This window comes from Arsenicitalea aurantiaca (assembly GCF_003994485.1).
In the GTDB taxonomy this organism is placed as follows: domain Bacteria; phylum Pseudomonadota; class Alphaproteobacteria; order Rhizobiales; family Devosiaceae; genus Arsenicitalea; species Arsenicitalea aurantiaca.
Window position 1 is genome coordinate 198,830 of record NZ_RZNJ01000002.1, and the last position, 16,964, is coordinate 215,793.

A 16,964-nucleotide genomic window follows, 5' to 3' on the forward strand; every position below is an offset into this window, starting at 1 on the left:
AAGACACGCGGGGCTGACCGACCCGAACTCAACTCCTATTGACGTGCAGGCGAATTCCTATAGAACCTCGCTGCCATGAGCGACATTCAATCCTTCCGCCAGTCCGTCGAAGCCTTCATCAGCGCACGTGGCTGGACCCCGACCCGGTTCGGCCGCACCATTGCGGGTGATCCCCTTTTCGTCTTCGACCTGCGCGAAGGCCGCGAGCCGCGCAGCGAAACGCGTGCCCGGATCAGCCGCGCGATGCAGGAGTTTTCCGAGCCGGTGGAACTGACCCCGCTGCGCATCGGCGTCGCCGGTCTCGGCAATGTCGGCGCAACCCTCGTGCGCATCCTGCAGAAGGACGGCGTCGAACTCACCCGCAAGCTCGGCCGGCAGATCGAAGTTACCGCAGTCTGCGCGCGCTCGCGTTCGCGCGACCGGAAGATCGACCTCTCGGGGGTGACCTGGTTCGACGATCCGGTTGCTCTCGCCAAGTCGGACGACATTGATCTCTTCGTCGAGCTCATCGGCGGCGAGGATGGTCCGGCGCTCGCTGCGGTGAAGGCTGCGCTCGAGATCGGGCGCCCAGTGGTCACGGCCAACAAGGCGCTGCTCGCCCGGCATGGTGTGGCGCTCGCGCGTCTTGCCGAGGAGGCCGGCACCCAGCTTGGCTTCGAGGCCGCCGTGGCGGGCGGCATCCCAGTCATCAAGACCCTTCGCGAAGGCCTGGGCAGCGCCAGCATCGCGCGCGTCTACGGCATCATGAACGGCACCTGCAATTACATCCTGACCCGCATGGGCAATGAAGGCATCTCGTTTGCTGAATGCCTCAAGGACGCGCAGGCGCTGGGCTATGCCGAGGCGGATCCCACTTTCGATGTCGAAGGCTACGACACGGCGCACAAATTGGCCATTCTGGCCAGCCTCTGCTTTGGCTGCGAGATCGCGCCCGACGAGATCTTCGTTGAAGGCATCACCCGCATCAGCCAGGCCGACATCAAGGTTGCCGGCGATCTCGGCTACAAGATCAAGCTTCTGGGCCTCGCCCGCCGATCTGCCGATGGCATCGAGCAGCGCGTTCACCCCACGCTCGTGCCCAAGAGCAGCGCCATCGCCGGGGTCGATGGCGTGCTGAACGCTGTCGCCCTTGAAACCGACCATGTCCATGAGCTGCTGCTGGCCGGTCCGGGGGCGGGCGGTCCGCCGACGGCATCTTCGGTCCTCTCCGATATCCTCGATATCGCCCGTGGCACCAAGGTGCCGCCGCTCGGTGTGCCGAGCGCCGAGCTCACGCCCTATGTGCAGGCGCCGATGCGTGAGCATGAGGGCGGCTACTACATCAGGCTCAACCTCAAGGACGTGCCCGGCGCGCTCGCGGCCATCGCGTCGCGCATGGGCGAGCGCGGCATCTCGCTCGAAAGCGTCATCCAGCGCCCGGACCTCCGCGTTACCGATCCTGCCGCCGACAACACCCAGACGCGCACCGTCGTGCTGCTGACCCAGTCGACGATGGAGGCGACCGTGCGCGAAACCCTGGCGCAGATTGCGCTCGATGGCTTCATCGTCGGCGAGCCGCAGCTGATCCGCATCGAGACGCTCTGATGGGGCAGCACGTCGGCGAACCGGCGTGCGGGGCGAAAGGAGCGGTCCGCTGCGGATAACCTGCATCGACCGCTCGACCGCGCCCGGCTTTTCCGCTTAGGTCGCGCCGATGACCGAGCCGCAGCGCCCCTTCCTCAACGTCGCAAAATCCCTTTCCGGCCGCACCTGGGTGGACAGGCTCGATGGCGGTGGCGCGCGCATGGCCGCCGCCATCGCCCAGCGCTCGCAGATCTCGGAGATTCTCGCCCGCATCCTTGCTGGCCGGGGCGTCGGTCTCGACGAGGCGGAAGATTTCCTTCAGCCGACCGTAAGGGCGCTGATGCCCGACCCCTCGACGCTTTCGGGCATGGACGCGCTCGCCGAGCGCCTCGCTTCGGCAATCCTTAGGGGCGAACAGATCGCGCTCTTCGGCGACTACGACGTCGATGGCGCATCCTCATGCGCGCTGATGGTGAGATACCTCCGCCATTTCGGCCTCGTACCGCAGGTCCACATCCCGGACCGGATTTTCGAGGGGTATGGCCCTAACGTCGCGGCGATGGACACGCTCATCGCCGGGGGCGCCACGCTGATCGTCACACTCGACTGCGGCACGACGAGCGATGCTCCCATAGCCCATGCCCGCGCGAAGGGCTGCGACGTCCTCGTCATCGACCATCATCTGTCCGATCACGACCTGCCGCCGGCCAATGCGCTCGTCAACCCGAACAGGGCAGACGACATTTCCGGCCTCCAGTATCTCTGCGCGGCTGGCGTGGCCTTCATGGTCCTCGTGGCGGTCAACCGGCTGCTGCGAGGGCGGGTGCAGAGCCTGCCCGATCTCATGGCGCTCCTCGATCTCGTCGCCCTCGCCACGGTATGCGATGTGGTGCCACTGAAGGGGCTGAACCGCGCCTTCGTTCAACGCGGCCTCGAGGCGGCACGTTCGGGCCGAAATCCAGGCATCTCGGCCCTTGCGCTCGCTGCCCGCATCTCCGGGCCGCTGTCGTGCTATCACCTGGGCTTCCTCGTCGGTCCGCGCATCAATGCGGGCGGCCGCATCGGTAATGCCGCCCTCGGCGCGCGGTTGCTTTCGCTCGAGGACGAGCACGAAGCCTTCGTCATCGCCGCCCAGCTCGACGCGCTCAATACCGAGCGCCAGCGGATCGAGGTCGAAGCGCTCGAAGAGGCCATGGCAGCCGCAGAAGCCGAGATCGGCGAGGGGGAGGGCCCGCCTGTCCTGGTTCTGGCATCAGCCAAATGGCATCCGGGCATTGTCGGGCTCGTCGCCGCCCGCCTGCGCGAGCGCTTCGACCGGCCGGCCTTCGCCATTGCCCTCGGGCTCGATGGCACCGGCACCGGCTCTGGTCGCTCCATGCCCGGCGTCGATCTCGGGCGGGCCGTCATCGAGGCGGTGGAGACCGGGCTGATTGCCAAGGGCGGCGGCCACGCCATGGCTGCCGGCGTTACTGTCAGGCCCGGCGAGCTCAATGCCTTCCGCGCCCACGTCACCGACCGGCTCGCGCCGTCCATCGCGGCCGCCCGTGCCGCAACGGCGCTGCGTATCGATGCGGCGATGTCCGCCCGCGGCGCGACTGCCGATTTCGTCCGCGAGATCGAGCGCGCGGGGCCCTTCGGGTCCGGCAATTCGACCCCCGTCTTCGCCTTCCCCGCCCATCGCGCGCGCTTCGCCGAAATCGTGGGCGCCGGCGGGCATGTGCGCTTCCAGCTCACCGCCGAAGATGGCGCGCGTCTCAAGGCCATCGCCTTTCGCGCCGCCGGCACGCCGCTGGGCGACGCCCTGCTCGGGAATGGCGCGGAGACACCGCTGCATTTTGCCGGCATGCTCGGGCTCGACCACTGGCAGGGCCGCGCCGAAGTGCAGTTCCGCCTGCAGGATCTGGCCCGGCCGGGAAACTAAGACCTGATCCATGACGTAGCTAAGCCCGTACTCCTCAAACATTATCTGGAGCTATCGGGTCCTTATGCAGCCGCTTAACATCGCCATCATCGGTTCCGGCATCAGCGGGCTTTCCGCCGCCTGGCTGCTCTCACGGTCCCACAAGGTCACGCTCTTTGAGAAGGCCGGCAGGCTCGGTGGCCATTCCAACACCGTGCTCGCCCGCACCGCCGAAGGCTCTGTTCCGGTCGATACGGGCTTCATCGTCTACAACGAGAAGAACTATCCCAACCTCACCGCATTCTTTGATCACCTCGGGGTGGAAACCCAGCGCTCCAGCATGAGCTTCTCGGTGTCCGTCGCAGAAGGGCGGATGGAGTATTCGGGCGAGCACCTCAACGGGCTATTCGGTCAGCGCCGCAACATCGTGCGCATGAAGCACTGGCAGCTTGTCTCGGACATCCTGCGCTTTTTCCGCTCCGCCGAGCAGCAGGCCGAGGCGATGCCCGCCGAGATGAGCATCGGGGAGTTCCTCGAGCACTTCAACTACTCCCGCGTGTTCATCGAAGACCATATCCTGCCCGTGTCCTCGGCCATCTGGTCGACGCCGGCGCGCACCATGCTCGATTTTCCCGCCCGCACCTTCGTGCGCTTCTTTGCCAATCATGGTCTGCTGCAGATCAATGATCGGCCCAAATGGCGCACGGTTACGGGCGGCTCGCGCAACTACGTCAACCGCATCCTCTCCGAGCGCCGTTTCGGTACCCGCGCCGGCTGCCACATCGTCTCCATCGTCCGGCATGCCGAGGGCGTGGAGATATTCCACTCCGATGGGCAGCGCGAGCATTTCGATCAGGTCGTGCTCGCTTGTCATGCCGATCAGGCTTTGGCGCTCCTCGGCGATCCGAGCGAGGCCGAGGGCGAAATCCTCTCTGCCTTCCGCTTCACGCCGAACCGGGCAGTCCTCCACACCGACCAGCGTTTCATGCCCCGCCGCAAGCGGCTCTGGTCGTCCTGGAACTATCTGCGCGCCGGGGAGCCGGAGAAGAACGATCTGAGCCTCACCTACTGGATGAACCGCCTCCAGAAGCTCCCGACGTCGACCAACATCTTCGTCACCCTCAATCCCACCCGTGAGTTTGCCGAAGGCACCGTCCAGCAGGATATCGCCTATGAGCACCCGCTCTTCGATGCGGGGGCGGTCGCGGCGCAGTCGCGGCTCTGGCAGGTGCAGGGCACGCAGAATACCTGGTTCGCCGGCGCCTGGATGGGCTATGGTTTCCACGAGGACGGTCTGCAGGCCGGCCTCGAAATTGCCGAGCGCATCGGGCCCCAGGCGCGGCCATGGCGTGTGGCCGAAGCCCGGGCGCGCGTTGCGCATAACTGGGCGGAGGGTGAACAGGCGATATGGGCGGCGGAGTAACAGTCCCCGAGCCGGCCGGCGCCGTCTATGTCGGCGACGTGGTGCACAAGCGTGTCCGCCCCCGGCGCCACAGCCTGCGCTACCGGGTCTTCTCGCTCCTCGTCGATCTCGACCGGCTGGACACGCTCGACAGGAGCCTGCGGCTTTTCTCGGTCGGCCGGTTCAACGCCTTCTCCCTCATGCCACGCGATTTCGGCCCCCGTGATGGCACCTCGCTCGCGGCCTTCGTGCGGAGGCGCGCGGCTGCCGCCGGGGTCCCGGCGCTCGGCAGAATCCGCATGCTGGCCTATCCCCGCATCTTCGGGTACGCGTTCAATCCGCTGACCGTCTACTTTGCCGAAGATCCCGATGGGCGACTGGCATTCCTCCTCTACGAGGTCCGCAACACCTTTGGCGAACACCATTTCTACCAGGCCCGCATCGAGGGCGCTGGCGAGCGCACCGAGCACACGCTGCCTAAGGCTTTCTACGTCTCACCCTTCAACACGCTCGAGGGCGACTACCGGTTTTCCATCAGGCCGCCCGGCGACGATGTCTTCATGGGCATCACCCTCACCACCGCTGAAGGCCCCCTGATGACCGCCTATTTCGGCGGCGAGCGCGCGCCCCTCAGCGACCGGCAGCTGCTGAAACTCCTGCTTGCATATCCACTTATGACGGCTAAAGTGATGCTCGGCATTCACTGGGAGGCGTTGCGCCTCTGGCTTAAGGGCGTACCGCTGACGCTCGGCCTCCGCCGTCGCCAGAGAGGCGCCCGGCCTGCCGCTCGGTAGTTCAGGTTGCGTGTGATGGACAAGAGCTTAGCCGATCAGGACCCGCAGGCGCGAACCCTCGCTGCGCGCCTTGCCTCCCGCTTCGTCGAGTGGATGGGCGCGCGCATGCTCGGCAAGGTCCGCCACGGCGCTGTCACCGTCATCTTCCCCAATGGACGCAGCCGAACCATCGGCACCCCCACCACCGGGGAACACGCAGTGCTCCGGCTGCGCGATTTTCGGGTGATCAGGGAAGCCATGCGGCGCGGCACGGTCGGGTTCGCCGCCGCCTACATCAACGGCGATGTCGAGGTCGACGACCTCACTGCGCTCTTCCGCTTCTTCCTGCAGAACCGTGACGTTTTCGATCGCGCCAATCCCGGCATCTTCCGCAAGGCCGCGCAGGATCTGGCCTACCACCTGTCGCGTCCCAATACGCGCGAGGGTTCGCGGGCCAACATCTCCGAGCATTACGATCTCGGCAACGATTTCTACGGGCAGTGGCTCGACGGCTCGATGACCTATTCCTCGGCCGTCTTCACCTCCGGCAATCAGTCGCTGGAGGAGGCGCAGCGGGCCAAATACCACCGGGTGGCCGACATGGCGGGCGTGACGCGCGGCGCCTCGGTGCTCGAAATCGGCTGTGGCTGGGGCGGCTTTGCCGAAGCCGTAACCCGCGACTATGGCGCGAACCTCTACGGCATCACCCTTTCGCGCGAGCAGCTGAGATATGCCTCCGAGCGGCTCCGGAGCCAGGGCCTCGATGTGCTCGGAACCCTGTCCTTTGAAGACTATCGCGACACCGCGGGTCAGTTCGACCATGTCTGCTCGATCGAGATGATCGAGGCGGTGGGCGAGGAGCATTGGCCGACTTATTTTCAGGCCGTGCACGATCGGCTGAAGCCCGGTGGCACCGCGGCCATCCAGGCGATCACCATCAACGAAGCCGATTTCGTCAACTATCGCAGCGGGCCGGACTTCATCCAGCGCTACATCTTCCCCGGTGGCATGCTGCTGACCAAGACTGCGATGCGCGAGCAGGCCGATCGGGTCGGGCTCGTGCTCGAAAACGTCGAGAACTTCCGCCTGTCCTACGCGCGCACGCTGCGGCTGTGGCGCGAGCGCTTCCTCGAACGCTGGCCGGTCATAGCGCCGCTCGGCTATGACGAGGCGTTCAGGCGCAAATGGGTCTACTACCTCAGCTATTGCGAGGCCGGCTTCCTCGAAGGCTCGATCGACGTCGGCATCTACCAATACCGGCGACCGGCCTGAGGGAGCCCTCAGCCCTTCGGCAGCATCCTGCGGGCAATGCTCAGAAACACGCTGTTGGGGAGCAGCCGGGACAGCGCCACGATCAACGCCATGCGGCGCGGAAAGGCGATCTCGAACCGATCGCTCTCGAGCAATCCATCGACGATCCGCCGCGCCGCCTCCTCGGTTTCGAGCAGGAACGGCATCGGGAAATCATTCTTGGCGGTGAGCTCGGATTTGAAGAAACCGGGATTGATCAGCCGCATCTGGATGTTGTGCGGCGCCAGTTCCGTCTTCATCACCTTGGTGAGGTGGATAAGCGCTGCCTTGGTCGACCCATACGCGGCGGCGCGGGGCAGGGGGAGGTAGCCTGCGAGCGAGGCGATAATGGCGATCTGCCCGCCCCCCTGTCGCTTCATGGCCTCCGCGACCGGGCCCACCATCCGCACGACCCCGAGCAGATTGGTATCGACGACGGCGTTGAATTTTTCGAAATCGTAGTCGCCGACATCCATGGGATGCCAGGCGGCTGCCCCATAGATCAGCAGGTCGATGCCGCCATCCTCGAACAGCCCTTTGACTGCCGCCTCGACGGCCTGCCGGTCGGTCACGTCGAGTTGCCGGGTGAAGATGCCTGCGCGACGCCGTGCAACCTCGGCGAGCCGATCTTCCCGGCGGCCGGAGATCACCACGGTCCAGTCGCGCTCGGCGAGCATGACGGCGAGTTCGGCGCCGACGCCGGAGCCGCCCCCGATGATCCAGGCGCGGCGCCGGGCCATCTTAAAAGCCGAACAGCGGTTGCAGCGTCCGGATCACCCGGCTGCGGAAATTGAGCCGTGCGTCCACCGCCACCAGACAGATGCAGTCTTCGCCGGGCTCGGCGATAGGCTGATGCTCGACATCCTCGTCATGGTCAGCCAGGTCGCCGGCGGCAAACCGTCCGAACCTGTCGCCATAGGCGCCGCGCAGAATCAGCGTCAGCTCCTGTCCGCCATGGCCATGCTCGGGCACGCGCTTGCCGGCGCCCACCCTCAGCAGCATCAGCCGGCCATTCGCATTGGTCCCCGTCGGCAATTCACAGGTTGCAACGCCAGGCCCCGAAAACTTCCATTTCACGGCATCGAGCCCATCGGGCAGATAGCGGGCCAGCGGTTGCGGCACACTCGGATCGACGCTATCGCTTCCCCGAGGCTCGGGCAGGTCTATGCGCTCGTCGTCTGCGGCTTCGAGCAGGCGCTCCAGCGCGCCATCGCTCATCGGCTCGGCCGTTTCCGCCTTGAGCAGGGCTCCGCCGATGAGGTCGGTGCGCCTCGCCGTCTCCCGGCAGGCTTCGCACATGGCCATGTGTGTGGACACCACGACCGCGAACGGCTCATCGAGCGTTCCGGCGCTCCACGCCATGAGCGTCGAGATGTCGGGGTGGAAGGCGATCGTCAATGCAAGTCCTCCAGCATGGGGCGCAGCCGGTCATAGGCGAGCCGCAGGCGTGATTTTACGGTTCCGAGAGGGATGCCGACGCGAACCGCGATCTCGGCATGGGGCAGTTCGTGCACGAAGCTGAGGCGCACGACCTCCCTCTGTTCGGGCGATAGGGTTTCGATGGCTCGGCTCACCCGGTCAACGATCTCGCTTTCCTCGAGAAGGCTCGGTGCGCCGCGCGCGTCGGATTCGATCTCGATGCTTTCGAGATCGACATAAGGCTTGTTCGACTGCCGGCGCAGCTGGTCGATCCGAAGGTTGCGGGCAATGGTGAAGATCCACGTCGCCACGGCGCCGCGCCCGGCAACATAGAGATGCGCCTTGCGCCAAACCGAGAGCAGGGTTTCCTGGGCAAGGTCCTCGGCCAGGGCCGCATCAGCGCCCAGTTTCATCATCATCGACTTTATGCGTGGCGCAAAAATCGCGAAGAGTTCGGCCAGGGCCGCCTTGTCACGATCGCGCGCAACGCGGTCTAGCAACGCGGCGGGGTCGGCTTCCGTCTGCCCGCTTGGGCCGGGCTTCTGTCTTTCGTCACTCATGGATAGAGCATACATCGCCGCCTCCGCCGCGTCTCCGGTTTCAACGGAGCACTGCGGCGGCTGGATCAGCGGAATGTTCGTATAAAATCGCCCTGCGCCAGCCTGTCGCAGCGGGCGGTGTCAGGCATCCGGCTCTGCCTCGCGGGCCTTCAGGATCGGCTGAGGATCGGCCGGGGGTACCGACGCGTTCCCCTCGGCCCGATCGCGGTAGAGGGCAGCGCGCGCGAGGAGCATCAACGTCACAGGGGTCGTGACGCTGACGAAGACGAAGATCAGCAATTCCTGCAGGATCACGCGGGATTCGAGCACCGTAAAGCAGATCATCGATGCCACGATGATCAGCACCGTGCCGAGGCTCGTTCCGAGGGTCGGCGTATGGACCCGGTCATAGAACGATCGCAGTCTCCAGAGCCCGAACGAACCAACCAGCGTGAAGGCCGCTCCCCCGATCGTCAGCGCTCCCACGATGATCGCCGCCCAGAGCGGCAGGTCCCCTGGCGCGATCATTCGATCACCTCGCCGCGCATCAGGAACTTGGCGAGCGCGACCGTGCCGACAAAGCCCAGCACCGCGATGATCAGCGCGGCCTCGAAATAGAGTTCGCCCCCGGTCCGGATGCCGAAGGTCAGCATCATCAGCATGGCGTTGACGTAGAAGGTGTCGAGCGCCAGCACGCGGTCCTGTGCGCGCGGTCCCTTGATGAGCCTCAGCGTCGCCGCGACCATGGCCAGCGCGAGAAGGATCTGCGCGATGGACACCGACCAGATGATGATGGTGGCGCTCATTGGAAAATCTCCATCAGCAGGCGTTCGTAGCGGTTCTTGATGATGTCGATCCACGCCTGCTCGTCCTTGAGGTCGAGCACGTGAATGAGAAGCCGGCCGCTACCCGCGTCGAAATTGAGCCAGACCGTCCCCGGCGTCGCCGTCATGATGATCGAGAGGATCGCGAGCCCATACCGGTTCTGCATGTCGATCGGCACGGTCATGAAGCCCGAGGTCTGCTTTCTCCGCTTGCCCTGGATCGCGATTCCCGCCACCGCGAAATTGGACCGGATGACGTCCGTCGCGACGATGCCGAGCAGCCGCAGCACCGCAAGGGGTTTCCCGATCTTCGGCTTCTGCGGTTTGAGCGCCGCCATCGCGAGCCCGGCGCCCGTCGCAACCGCGCCGCCCAGAAGGATATGCCCCAGCGCCACCGTCTGGTTGAGCAGCAGCCACATGCCAAGCAGGCCCAGCGTCAGGAGCGGGAAGGGGAAGAGCCGCCTCATGGCGCCACCTCCGTTTCCTCGTCTGCCCCTTGCGCCGGATCGGGTGTGCCCGAGGGTGCACGCGCCACGCGTTCGGCCGTGAGCACGCTCTCGATATAGCCGGCAGGTTCGCTGAGGCTCGCCGCGGTCTCGTCCATGTAGCGGATCACCGCGCCGCCCTGCAGCGTCATGGCGAGGCAGAGCCCGAGCAGCCCGAGCACCGGCAGCACCTCGATCACGCGCACGCTCGGCACCGTCCGTTCGATCGAAGCCCAGAAAATGCTGATCCCCGAACGCGTCATCGCGATCAGCGCAGCGAGCCCCGAGACGATCAGCAGCGCGACCAGCACCCAGGTCCCGGCGCCGATCGGCAGCCCGTCCCCGAGCCCTGTGGGATTGAACATGCCGTGGATCATGGCGAATTTCGCAAGAAAGCCCGAAAGCGGCGGCAGGCCGGCGAGCAGTAGCGCAATGCCGGCAAAGCTCGCCCCCAGCACCGCAAGCGTGAAGGGAATGGTGACCCCCACCTCCTCTTCGGCGTCCTCCGCCTCGTCCTCGCCAAATGCTTCCATCGTCACCGCGAGCACGTCGGCGCCCGCATCGCGCGCCCGCTCGACGAGCTCGATCAGGAGAAAGAACGCGCTGATGGTCAGCGTTGAGCTCACGAGATAATAAAGCGCCCCGCTGATCACCGGCGCGGTCCCATAGCCGATCACCGCCAGAAGCGTGCCGGAGGAGACCAGAACGCTGTAGCCTGCGATCCGAGACAGGCCCTGCGAGGCCAGCACGCCGATCATGCCGAAGCCGATCGTCACCATGCCGCCCACCAGGATCCAGTGCGCGCCGAACCCTGCGGAGTCGCCCGCTTCGGGCCCGAAGACCAGCAGCGACAGCCGCAGGACCACATAGACCCCGACCTTGCTCATGATCGCAAAGATCGCCGCCACCGGCGCCGCGGCTGCCGTATAGGCCGTCGGCAACCAGAAGCCGAGCGGCCACATGCCCGATTTGACGAGGAAGGCGATCCCGAGAATCGCCGCGCCCGCTTCGAGGATCACCCGGTTCTCCGCGCTCGCATCGCCCACGCGGGCGGCAAGGTCGGCCATGTTGAGCGTGCCCGTCACCCCATAGATGAGCGCAACCCCGATCAGGAAGAGGAGCGAGGCCGAGAGGTTGATGGCGATATAGTGCAGCCCTGCACGCACCCGCGCCGTACCCGACCCGTGCAGCACGAGCCCGTAGGACGCCGCCAGCATTACCTCGAAGAAGACGAAGAGGTTGAAGAGGTCCCCGGTGAGGAAGGCGCCGTTGATGCCCACCAGCAGGAACTGGAAGAGCGTGTGGAAGTGCGGCCCGGCCCGATGCCAGCGGGCGAGCGAGAAGATGAGCGCCGCCACCGCCAGCACCGAAGTCAGCACCAGCATCAGCGCCGAAAGCCGGTCGAGCACGAGCGTGATCGCGAAGGGCGCCGGCCAGTTGCCGAGGAGATAGACGCTGGTGCGCGCCGGATCCCCGCTCGCCGTCATCCCGCCTGCGATCATGAGGAGCGTAATCGCGACGATCAGCAGCGTCAGCGTGGACACGAGGTTCACGGCGATCTTGAACGGCCGCCTGCGGTCGTCGACGATCACCATCAGCGCGCCCGCGAGCAGCGGCAGCAGGATCGGAACGGCGATCAGATGGTCAAAGAGTGCTCCCATCTCAGCGCTCCCGTCCATCGACATGGTCGGTGCCCGTGAGCCCGCGCGCCGCGAGCAGCACGACGAGGAACAGTGCGGTCATCGCAAACCCGATGACGATCGCGGTCAGCACCAGCGCCTGCGGCACGGGGTCGGCATAGTTTGCGGGGTCCGATCCCGCACCCTCGAGAATCGGCGCTGCGTCCATGCGCAGCCGTCCCATGCCGAAGATGAAGAGGTTGACCGCATAGGACAGCAGCGAAAGCCCGATGATGACCTGGAACGTGCGCGGGCGCAGCAGGAGCCACACCCCTGATGCAGTCAGCGTACCGATGGCAATCGAGAGGATCAGCTCCATTACTGCTCTCCCCCCACCGGACCGAGCGGGCGAGGCGCCCGTGCGGCTTTCGGACTACGGACCGACTGGTGCGCCAGCGCGATGAGGATCAGCACCGTCGCCCCGACGACGAGCAGGAAGATGCCGAGATCGAAGAGCAGCGCGCTCGCAACCGGCACCCGGCCGATCAGCGGCACTTCGAGATACTGGAAATAGGAGGTGAGGAAGGGGAAGCCGAAGAGCGTCGAGGCGATACCCGTTCCGCCCGCAAAGAGCAGCCCCCAGCCGATCCACCGCAGCGGCAGGATGCGCAGATGCGCCTCCACCCAGCGCGTGCCGCCGGCCATGTATTGCAGGATGAACCCGATCGACATGGTAATGCCCGCCGCGAACCCGCCGCCTGGCAGCTCATGGCCGCGCAGGAACAGGTACATCGAGAGCACGATGATCACCGGGAACATCCACTGCATGATCACCGAGGGAATATTGAGGTAGTCGGTCAGCGTGTCGCCCGGCCGCCGATGCGGCTGTTCGGCATCGAAATCGGCCTGGATGCGCTGCTGCTCGGGCAGGCCCACGCTCTCGGCGGCCGGCCGGAACCGGCGCAGCAGTACGTAAATGGTGATCGCGACCGTAGCGAGCACGACGACTTCGCCCAGCGTATCGAAACCGCGGAAATCGACGAGGATCACGTTGACCACATTGGTCCCGCCGCCTTCGGTGTAGGCGCGCTCGAGAAAGAAGCGCGATACGCTGTCGAAGGCCGGGCGGGTCATCACCGCAAACGAGAGCGCAGCCGTGCCGAGCCCGGCAACGATGGCCAGCAGCAGGTCGCGATAGCGCCGCAGCGTCACCATCAGCGTTGCCGGGCGCACGAGTTCCGGCGCATCCATGCGCTTGGGCAGCCAGCGCAGGCCGAGCAGGATGAGGACCGTCGTCACGATCTCGACCAGAAGCTGCGTCAGTGCCAGATCCGGCGCGGAGAACCACACGAAGGTGATGCAGGTGACGAGACCCGCCCCACCCATCAGCATCAGCGCGACGAGCCTGTGATACTTGGCCTGGTAGGCCGCAATGACGGCGCAGGCCATGCCGACCGCCCACATCGTCGCAAAGCCGAGATCGAACCCGACAAACGCGCTGAGGTTGGGCGCGAACCGGCCCATGAAGAGCGGCAGGCAGGCCGCGAGCAGCACCGTCCCGATCAGCAGCCGCAGCTGGGGCTGCAGCTTGCGCGTGCCGAGCAGCTTCTCGAGCGCCTTGGCCCAGCGCCAGGAGAGCGTCACGAGAAGGCGCTCGAAGATGCGCTGGCCCTTCAGGTTGCGGAACCAGGGCGGCCCTTCGATACCGCTCGAGAGATAGCGCTGCAGCGCCAGATAGATGAGCACGCCGCCGACCAGCGCCACGATGCTCATCAGCAGCGGCAGGTTGAACCCGTGCCAGATCGAGAGGCTGTAATAGGGGGTCTCGGGGCCGAGCACCGAGGTCACCGCACTTGCAAGGAACGGGCCGATGGTGATCCCGGGAATGATGCCGACGATCAGGCAGGCGAGCACCAGCAATTCGATCGGCAGGCGCATCCAGTGCGGCGGCTCATGCGGCTCCTTTTCGAGCCCCACCGCGTCGGGCCCGAAGAACACCTTGTGGATGAATCGCAGCGAATAGACCACGCTGAACATGCCCGCCAGCGTCGCGACATAGGGCAGGGACTGGTCGAGAAGCGATCCGGTATGGTTCTCCACCGCCTCTGTGAAGAACATTTCCTTGGACAGGAAGCCGTTGAGCAGCGGTACGCCCGCCATCGCCGCGCTCGCCACCATGGCGAGCGTCGCGGTGATCGGCAGCGCTCGTCGCAGCCCGCTCAGCCTGCGCATGTCGCGCGTGCCGGTTTCATGGTCGATGATTCCGGCCGCCATGAAGAGCGAGGCCTTGAAGGTCGCGTGGTTGACGATGTGGAAGATGGCGGCGACGAGGCCTAGCGGGCTGCCGAGGCCGATCAGCGTCGTGATCAGCCCCAGATGGCTGATGGTCGAATAGGCGAGGAGGCCTTTGAGATCCTGCTGGAAGATTGCAAAATAGGCGCCGAGCAGCAGTGTCGAGAGCCCCGCGGCCCCGACGATCAGGAACCAGAGGTCCGTCCCGGCCATCACCGGCCAGAACCGGACGAGCAGGAAGACACCGGCCTTCACCATCGTCGCTGAATGGAGATACGCCGAAACCGGCGTAGGCGCGGCCATCGCGTGTGGCAGCCAGAAATGGAAGGGGAACTGGGCGCTCTTGGTCAGCGCCCCCAGAAGCACGAGGATCAGCGTCGGCGCATAGAGGTCGTGGTCGCGGATCGTGTCGCCCGAAGCGAGCACCACGTCGAGGTCGTAACTCCCCACGATGTGGCCGATCAGCAGGACGCCCACCAGGAGGCAGAGCCCGCCCGTACCCGTGATCGTCAGCGCCATGCGCGCGCCGTCCCGCGCCGAGGCGTTGTGGTGCCAGTACCCGATCAGGAGGAACGAGACGATGCTCGTCAGCTCCCAGAAGACCGCCATCTGGATGATGTTGCCCGAGAGTACGAGGCCCAGCATGGCGCCCATGAAGGCGAGGAAGAACGCAAAAAAGCGCGGCACCGGATCGGACGGGGACATGTAGTAGCGCGCATAGAGCACGACGAGGAGCCCGATCCCGGTGATCAGCACCGAGAAGAGCCAGGCAAAGCCGTCCATGCGCAAAACGAAGTTGAGCCCGAGGCTCGGCATCCAGGTCCACTCGGCTCGAACCACGCCGCCATCAGTGACCTGCGGGTAGAGCCAGAGCGATAGCCCCAGGCCGATCACGGCAACGACGCCGGCAAGCCATGCCTCCGTATTGCGCGCCGTTTGCGGCAGGAAGCCGGCCACGAACGCGGCCATGAACGGCAGCAGGAGGATGACGATCAGCGCTGTTTCGCCCGGCATGTGCTGTGGGACGTCCTTTCGCGAAGGCGGGAGAATCGTGATGAGCCGCGCGGTCCAGTGGACGCGCAAGTCGATAATGGCGGAATAGATATGCAGTTTTCAAGGCTTAGCATGCCCTGATGACACAAAATATTGCGTCCTGCGCGATAGTGTCGCGCAGGATGTGGAGATGATGGTCGTCCTGGCGCGCCGCGCCGACCGGCTGCTCTCAGGGGCTATTGCGCCGCTGCAAACGGTCCGTCATCGGTTGCAAAGCAGTAGAAATAGCCGTTGCCACCCGTGCCGATCAGCGCCTCCTGTCCGCACCCGCGGGACGGATGAGCGGCATTCCACGACGTGGCGGTTGCAAGGGTGTCGGGGCCGGCGCGGTCGTGATGGCCGACCATGGCCGAGCCGTCCCCGCTGCTGGTCCAGTCCGCGCAGGTCATCCCTTCGGCGAGCGTCCCATCGGCGTTCGACCCGGTCAGTATGTCGTGCTGGTTGGGCTGCTGGCCACGGCCGGGCACCGGCTCGCCGGTCTCGGTCAGCGCCGTCTCGGCGGTGACGTTGTTGTCCTCGCTGTGCAGCTGCTCGATGCTTTCGGCCACCACCACGCCATTGGCGTTCGCCCAGGGCCCAGCCCCGATGCGGTCCCTGGCATTGGTGCCCGTGGCGCTGAGGTAAGCTGCCCAACTGCGCGCGCCGGCGCCTGCCGCATCGGCCAGCATCTGGCAATGCGCGTCCGCCCCGGCCAGGCCGCCCAGATTTGCGCCTTCCCCGAGCCCCGTGCTCGTAATGAAGAAGCTGAGCGCGGCCTGGCATTGTTCGGCGGGCGCGGCATCTTGCGCCGATACGTGCCCGGCGGCCAACATTGCGGCTAGCGATGCGCCTGTAATCATAATCGATTTCACAACGTACTCCTCCCTCCGATGATTGGTGAGGAAGATACGTTCCGGGTCATGGTTGCTTAGTGCTTTGGTCGCATTCCCGGCTCAGCCCTTCACTCCCGACATAGTGATCGATTCTACGATGAAGCGCTGGGCCACCAGAAACACCAGCAGCAATGGCAGGATCGACATGGTCGCCGCTGCCATGATCACCGAGAGGCGCGCGGACCCCATCACCCCCTGCAGCGCGACGATCCCGACGGGCAGGGTCATCTTGTCCCAGCTCGTAATCAGGACAAACGGGGAGACAAAATTGTTCCAGCTGGTGATAAAAGTGATGATGCCGAGCGTCGCCAGCGCCGGCCCAAGCTGAGGCAGGGTGATCGTCCAGAAGATCTGGCGGTAGTTCGCACCGTCCAAGAGCGCCGCTTCCTCGAGCGCCTTGGGCAGGTTGAGCATGAACTGGCGCATCATGAAGACGCCGAAGGACGAGGCCATTGCCGGGAGCGCCAGCCCGACATGGGTATCGAGCAGCCCGATCCGGGCATAGCCGAAATAAAGGGGGATCAGCACGAGAGCGGGTGGCACCATCAGGCCCAGCAGCATGAAGATGAAGAGGAACTCGCGCGAGCGGAATTCAAGCCGCGAAAAGGCGAAGGCTGCCAGCGCAGAGGTGACTAGGGTGCCGATGGTGGTTGCCGCCGCGATGACGAAACTGTTCCAGTACATGGTCAGGAACGGCACACCTGAGCTGAGCGCCTCGCGATAGGCAGCAAGATCGAGATTGTCCGGAAAGACGCTCGGCGGCAGGCGATAGGATTCTCCGATGGGGCGGAACGAGGCCGCCACCATCCAGAGGAACGGCATGATCATCAGGCCGGCGCCGATGAGCAGCACGATCATCAGGGGGACATTGCGCCAGTGGACGATCCCCAGCGCGCTGCGCAGCCGGTCGGTCATGGTGGTTTCCATCGGCGC

The 16,964-nt window shown here is 65.5% G+C and carries 16 protein-coding genes; 5 read left to right on the forward strand and 11 right to left on the reverse strand.

What is annotated here, in order from left to right; translation table 11 throughout:
* Nucleotides 1-243 precede the first annotated feature (243 nt).
* The 5 genes from EMQ25_RS05280 to EMQ25_RS05300 all read left to right on the forward strand — a co-directional run bounded on the left by EMQ25_RS05280 (nt 244) and on the right by EMQ25_RS05300 (nt 6,910).
* Nucleotides 244-1,584, forward strand: coding sequence for a homoserine dehydrogenase (locus EMQ25_RS05280; protein ID WP_244606525.1), 1,341 nt, complete (start codon nt 244-246; stop codon nt 1,582-1,584).
* 109 nt (nt 1,585-1,693) lie between these two features.
* Entirely contained in the window at nt 1,694-3,484 is a 1,791-nt protein-coding gene (gene recJ, locus EMQ25_RS05285; RefSeq protein WP_127187526.1) for a single-stranded-DNA-specific exonuclease RecJ, read from the forward strand.
* 64 nt (nt 3,485-3,548) lie between these two features.
* Nucleotides 3,549-4,886: an NAD(P)/FAD-dependent oxidoreductase gene (locus tag EMQ25_RS05290; RefSeq protein ID WP_127187527.1), complete on the forward strand. Its 1,338-nt coding sequence runs from the start codon at nt 3,549-3,551 to the stop codon at nt 4,884-4,886.
* Entirely contained in the window at nt 4,871-5,659 is a 789-nt protein-coding gene (locus tag EMQ25_RS05295) for a DUF1365 domain-containing protein (RefSeq protein WP_127187528.1), read from the forward strand. The genes EMQ25_RS05290 and EMQ25_RS05295 overlap by 16 nt, the downstream gene beginning before the upstream one ends.
* Nucleotides 5,660-5,674: 15 nt before the next feature.
* Nucleotides 5,675-6,910: an SAM-dependent methyltransferase gene (locus tag EMQ25_RS05300; protein WP_127187529.1), complete on the forward strand. Its 1,236-nt coding sequence runs from the start codon at nt 5,675-5,677 to the stop codon at nt 6,908-6,910.
* An 8-nt stretch (nt 6,911-6,918) separates the two neighbouring features.
* Here the strand turns inward: EMQ25_RS05300 and EMQ25_RS05305 are convergent, their stop codons facing one another.
* The 11 genes from EMQ25_RS05305 to EMQ25_RS05355 form a co-directional block, all read right to left on the reverse strand.
* Nucleotides 6,919-7,668, reverse strand: a complete 750-nt coding sequence (locus tag EMQ25_RS05305; RefSeq protein ID WP_127187530.1) for an SDR family NAD(P)-dependent oxidoreductase — start codon at nt 7,666-7,668, stop codon at nt 6,919-6,921.
* 1 nt (nt 7,669) lies between these two features.
* The gene (locus EMQ25_RS05310) at nt 7,670-8,326 is read right to left on the reverse strand and encodes a ChrR family anti-sigma-E factor (RefSeq protein WP_127187531.1); all 657 of its coding nucleotides are present in this window, start codon (nt 8,324-8,326) and stop codon (nt 7,670-7,672) included.
* Nucleotides 8,323-8,907 carry a sigma-70 family RNA polymerase sigma factor gene (locus EMQ25_RS05315; protein ID WP_127187532.1) on the reverse strand — a complete coding sequence of 195 codons (585 nt, stop codon included), beginning with the start codon at nt 8,905-8,907 and terminating at the stop codon, nt 8,323-8,325. Before EMQ25_RS05315 ends, EMQ25_RS05310 begins: the two co-directional genes overlap by 4 nt.
* A 120-nt stretch (nt 8,908-9,027) precedes the next feature.
* Nucleotides 9,028-9,414 carry a monovalent cation/H(+) antiporter subunit G gene (gene mnhG / locus EMQ25_RS05320; protein ID WP_127187533.1) on the reverse strand — a complete coding sequence of 129 codons (387 nt, stop codon included), beginning with the start codon at nt 9,412-9,414 and terminating at the stop codon, nt 9,028-9,030.
* Nucleotides 9,411-9,692 (reverse strand): K+/H+ antiporter subunit F, encoded by a 282-nt coding sequence (locus EMQ25_RS05325; protein WP_127187534.1) that lies wholly within the window; start codon nt 9,690-9,692, stop codon nt 9,411-9,413. The genes mnhG and EMQ25_RS05325 overlap by 4 nt, the downstream gene beginning before the upstream one ends.
* Nucleotides 9,689-10,177, reverse strand: a complete 489-nt coding sequence (locus EMQ25_RS05330) for a Na+/H+ antiporter subunit E (protein WP_127187535.1) — start codon at nt 10,175-10,177, stop codon at nt 9,689-9,691. The genes EMQ25_RS05325 and EMQ25_RS05330 overlap by 4 nt, the downstream gene beginning before the upstream one ends.
* Nucleotides 10,174-11,856 carry a monovalent cation/H+ antiporter subunit D gene (locus tag EMQ25_RS05335; protein WP_127187536.1) on the reverse strand — a complete coding sequence of 561 codons (1,683 nt, stop codon included), beginning with the start codon at nt 11,854-11,856 and terminating at the stop codon, nt 10,174-10,176. Before EMQ25_RS05335 ends, EMQ25_RS05330 begins: the two co-directional genes overlap by 4 nt.
* A gap of 1 nt (nt 11,857) precedes the next feature.
* A complete protein-coding gene (locus EMQ25_RS05340) occupies nt 11,858-12,193 on the reverse strand; it encodes a Na+/H+ antiporter subunit C (RefSeq protein ID WP_127187537.1) in 336 nt (111 codons plus the stop codon).
* The gene (locus EMQ25_RS05345; RefSeq protein ID WP_127187538.1) at nt 12,193-15,120 is read right to left on the reverse strand and encodes a monovalent cation/H+ antiporter subunit A; all 2,928 of its coding nucleotides are present in this window, start codon (nt 15,118-15,120) and stop codon (nt 12,193-12,195) included. Before EMQ25_RS05345 ends, EMQ25_RS05340 begins: the two co-directional genes overlap by 1 nt.
* Before the next feature lie 215 nt (nt 15,121-15,335).
* Nucleotides 15,336-15,998 (reverse strand): hypothetical protein, encoded by a 663-nt coding sequence (locus EMQ25_RS05350; protein WP_127188133.1) that lies wholly within the window; start codon nt 15,996-15,998, stop codon nt 15,336-15,338.
* Between the two features lie 93 nt (nt 15,999-16,091).
* Nucleotides 16,092-16,958 carry a carbohydrate ABC transporter permease gene (locus EMQ25_RS05355; protein ID WP_127187539.1) on the reverse strand — a complete coding sequence of 289 codons (867 nt, stop codon included), beginning with the start codon at nt 16,956-16,958 and terminating at the stop codon, nt 16,092-16,094.
* Nucleotides 16,959-16,964: the final 6 nt, after the last annotated feature.

What these genes read in the sequence shown, in the direction of transcription:
- EMQ25_RS05280 (WP_244606525.1), top strand. Translation starts at nt 244, where the DNA reads ATGCAGGAGTTTTCCGAGCCGGTGGAACTGACCCCGCTGCGCATCGGC.
- recJ (WP_127187526.1), top strand. Translation starts at nt 1,694, where the DNA reads ATGACCGAGCCGCAGCGCCCCTTCCTCAACGTCGCAAAATCCCTTTCC.
- EMQ25_RS05290 (WP_127187527.1), top strand. Translation starts at nt 3,549, where the DNA reads ATGCAGCCGCTTAACATCGCCATCATCGGTTCCGGCATCAGCGGGCTT.
- EMQ25_RS05295 (WP_127187528.1), top strand. Translation starts at nt 4,871, where the DNA reads ATGGGCGGCGGAGTAACAGTCCCCGAGCCGGCCGGCGCCGTCTATGTC.
- EMQ25_RS05300 (WP_127187529.1), top strand. Translation starts at nt 5,675, where the DNA reads ATGGACAAGAGCTTAGCCGATCAGGACCCGCAGGCGCGAACCCTCGCT.
- EMQ25_RS05305 (WP_127187530.1), bottom strand. Translation starts at nt 7,668, where the DNA reads ATGGCCCGGCGCCGCGCCTGGATCATCGGGGGCGGCTCCGGCGTCGGC.
- EMQ25_RS05315 (WP_127187532.1), bottom strand. Translation starts at nt 8,907, where the DNA reads ATGAGTGACGAAAGACAGAAGCCCGGCCCAAGCGGGCAGACGGAAGCC.
- mnhG (WP_127187533.1), bottom strand. Translation starts at nt 9,414, where the DNA reads ATGATCGCGCCAGGGGACCTGCCGCTCTGGGCGGCGATCATCGTGGGA.
- EMQ25_RS05325 (WP_127187534.1), bottom strand. Translation starts at nt 9,692, where the DNA reads ATGAGCGCCACCATCATCATCTGGTCGGTGTCCATCGCGCAGATCCTT.
- EMQ25_RS05330 (WP_127187535.1), bottom strand. Translation starts at nt 10,177, where the DNA reads ATGAGGCGGCTCTTCCCCTTCCCGCTCCTGACGCTGGGCCTGCTTGGC.
- EMQ25_RS05335 (WP_127187536.1), bottom strand. Translation starts at nt 11,856, where the DNA reads ATGGGAGCACTCTTTGACCATCTGATCGCCGTTCCGATCCTGCTGCCG.
- EMQ25_RS05340 (WP_127187537.1), bottom strand. Translation starts at nt 12,193, where the DNA reads ATGGAGCTGATCCTCTCGATTGCCATCGGTACGCTGACTGCATCAGGG.
- EMQ25_RS05345 (WP_127187538.1), bottom strand. Translation starts at nt 15,120, where the DNA reads ATGCCGGGCGAAACAGCGCTGATCGTCATCCTCCTGCTGCCGTTCATG.
- EMQ25_RS05350 (WP_127188133.1), bottom strand. Translation starts at nt 15,998, where the DNA reads ATGATTACAGGCGCATCGCTAGCCGCAATGTTGGCCGCCGGGCACGTA.
- EMQ25_RS05355 (WP_127187539.1), bottom strand. Translation starts at nt 16,958, where the DNA reads ATGGAAACCACCATGACCGACCGGCTGCGCAGCGCGCTGGGGATCGTC.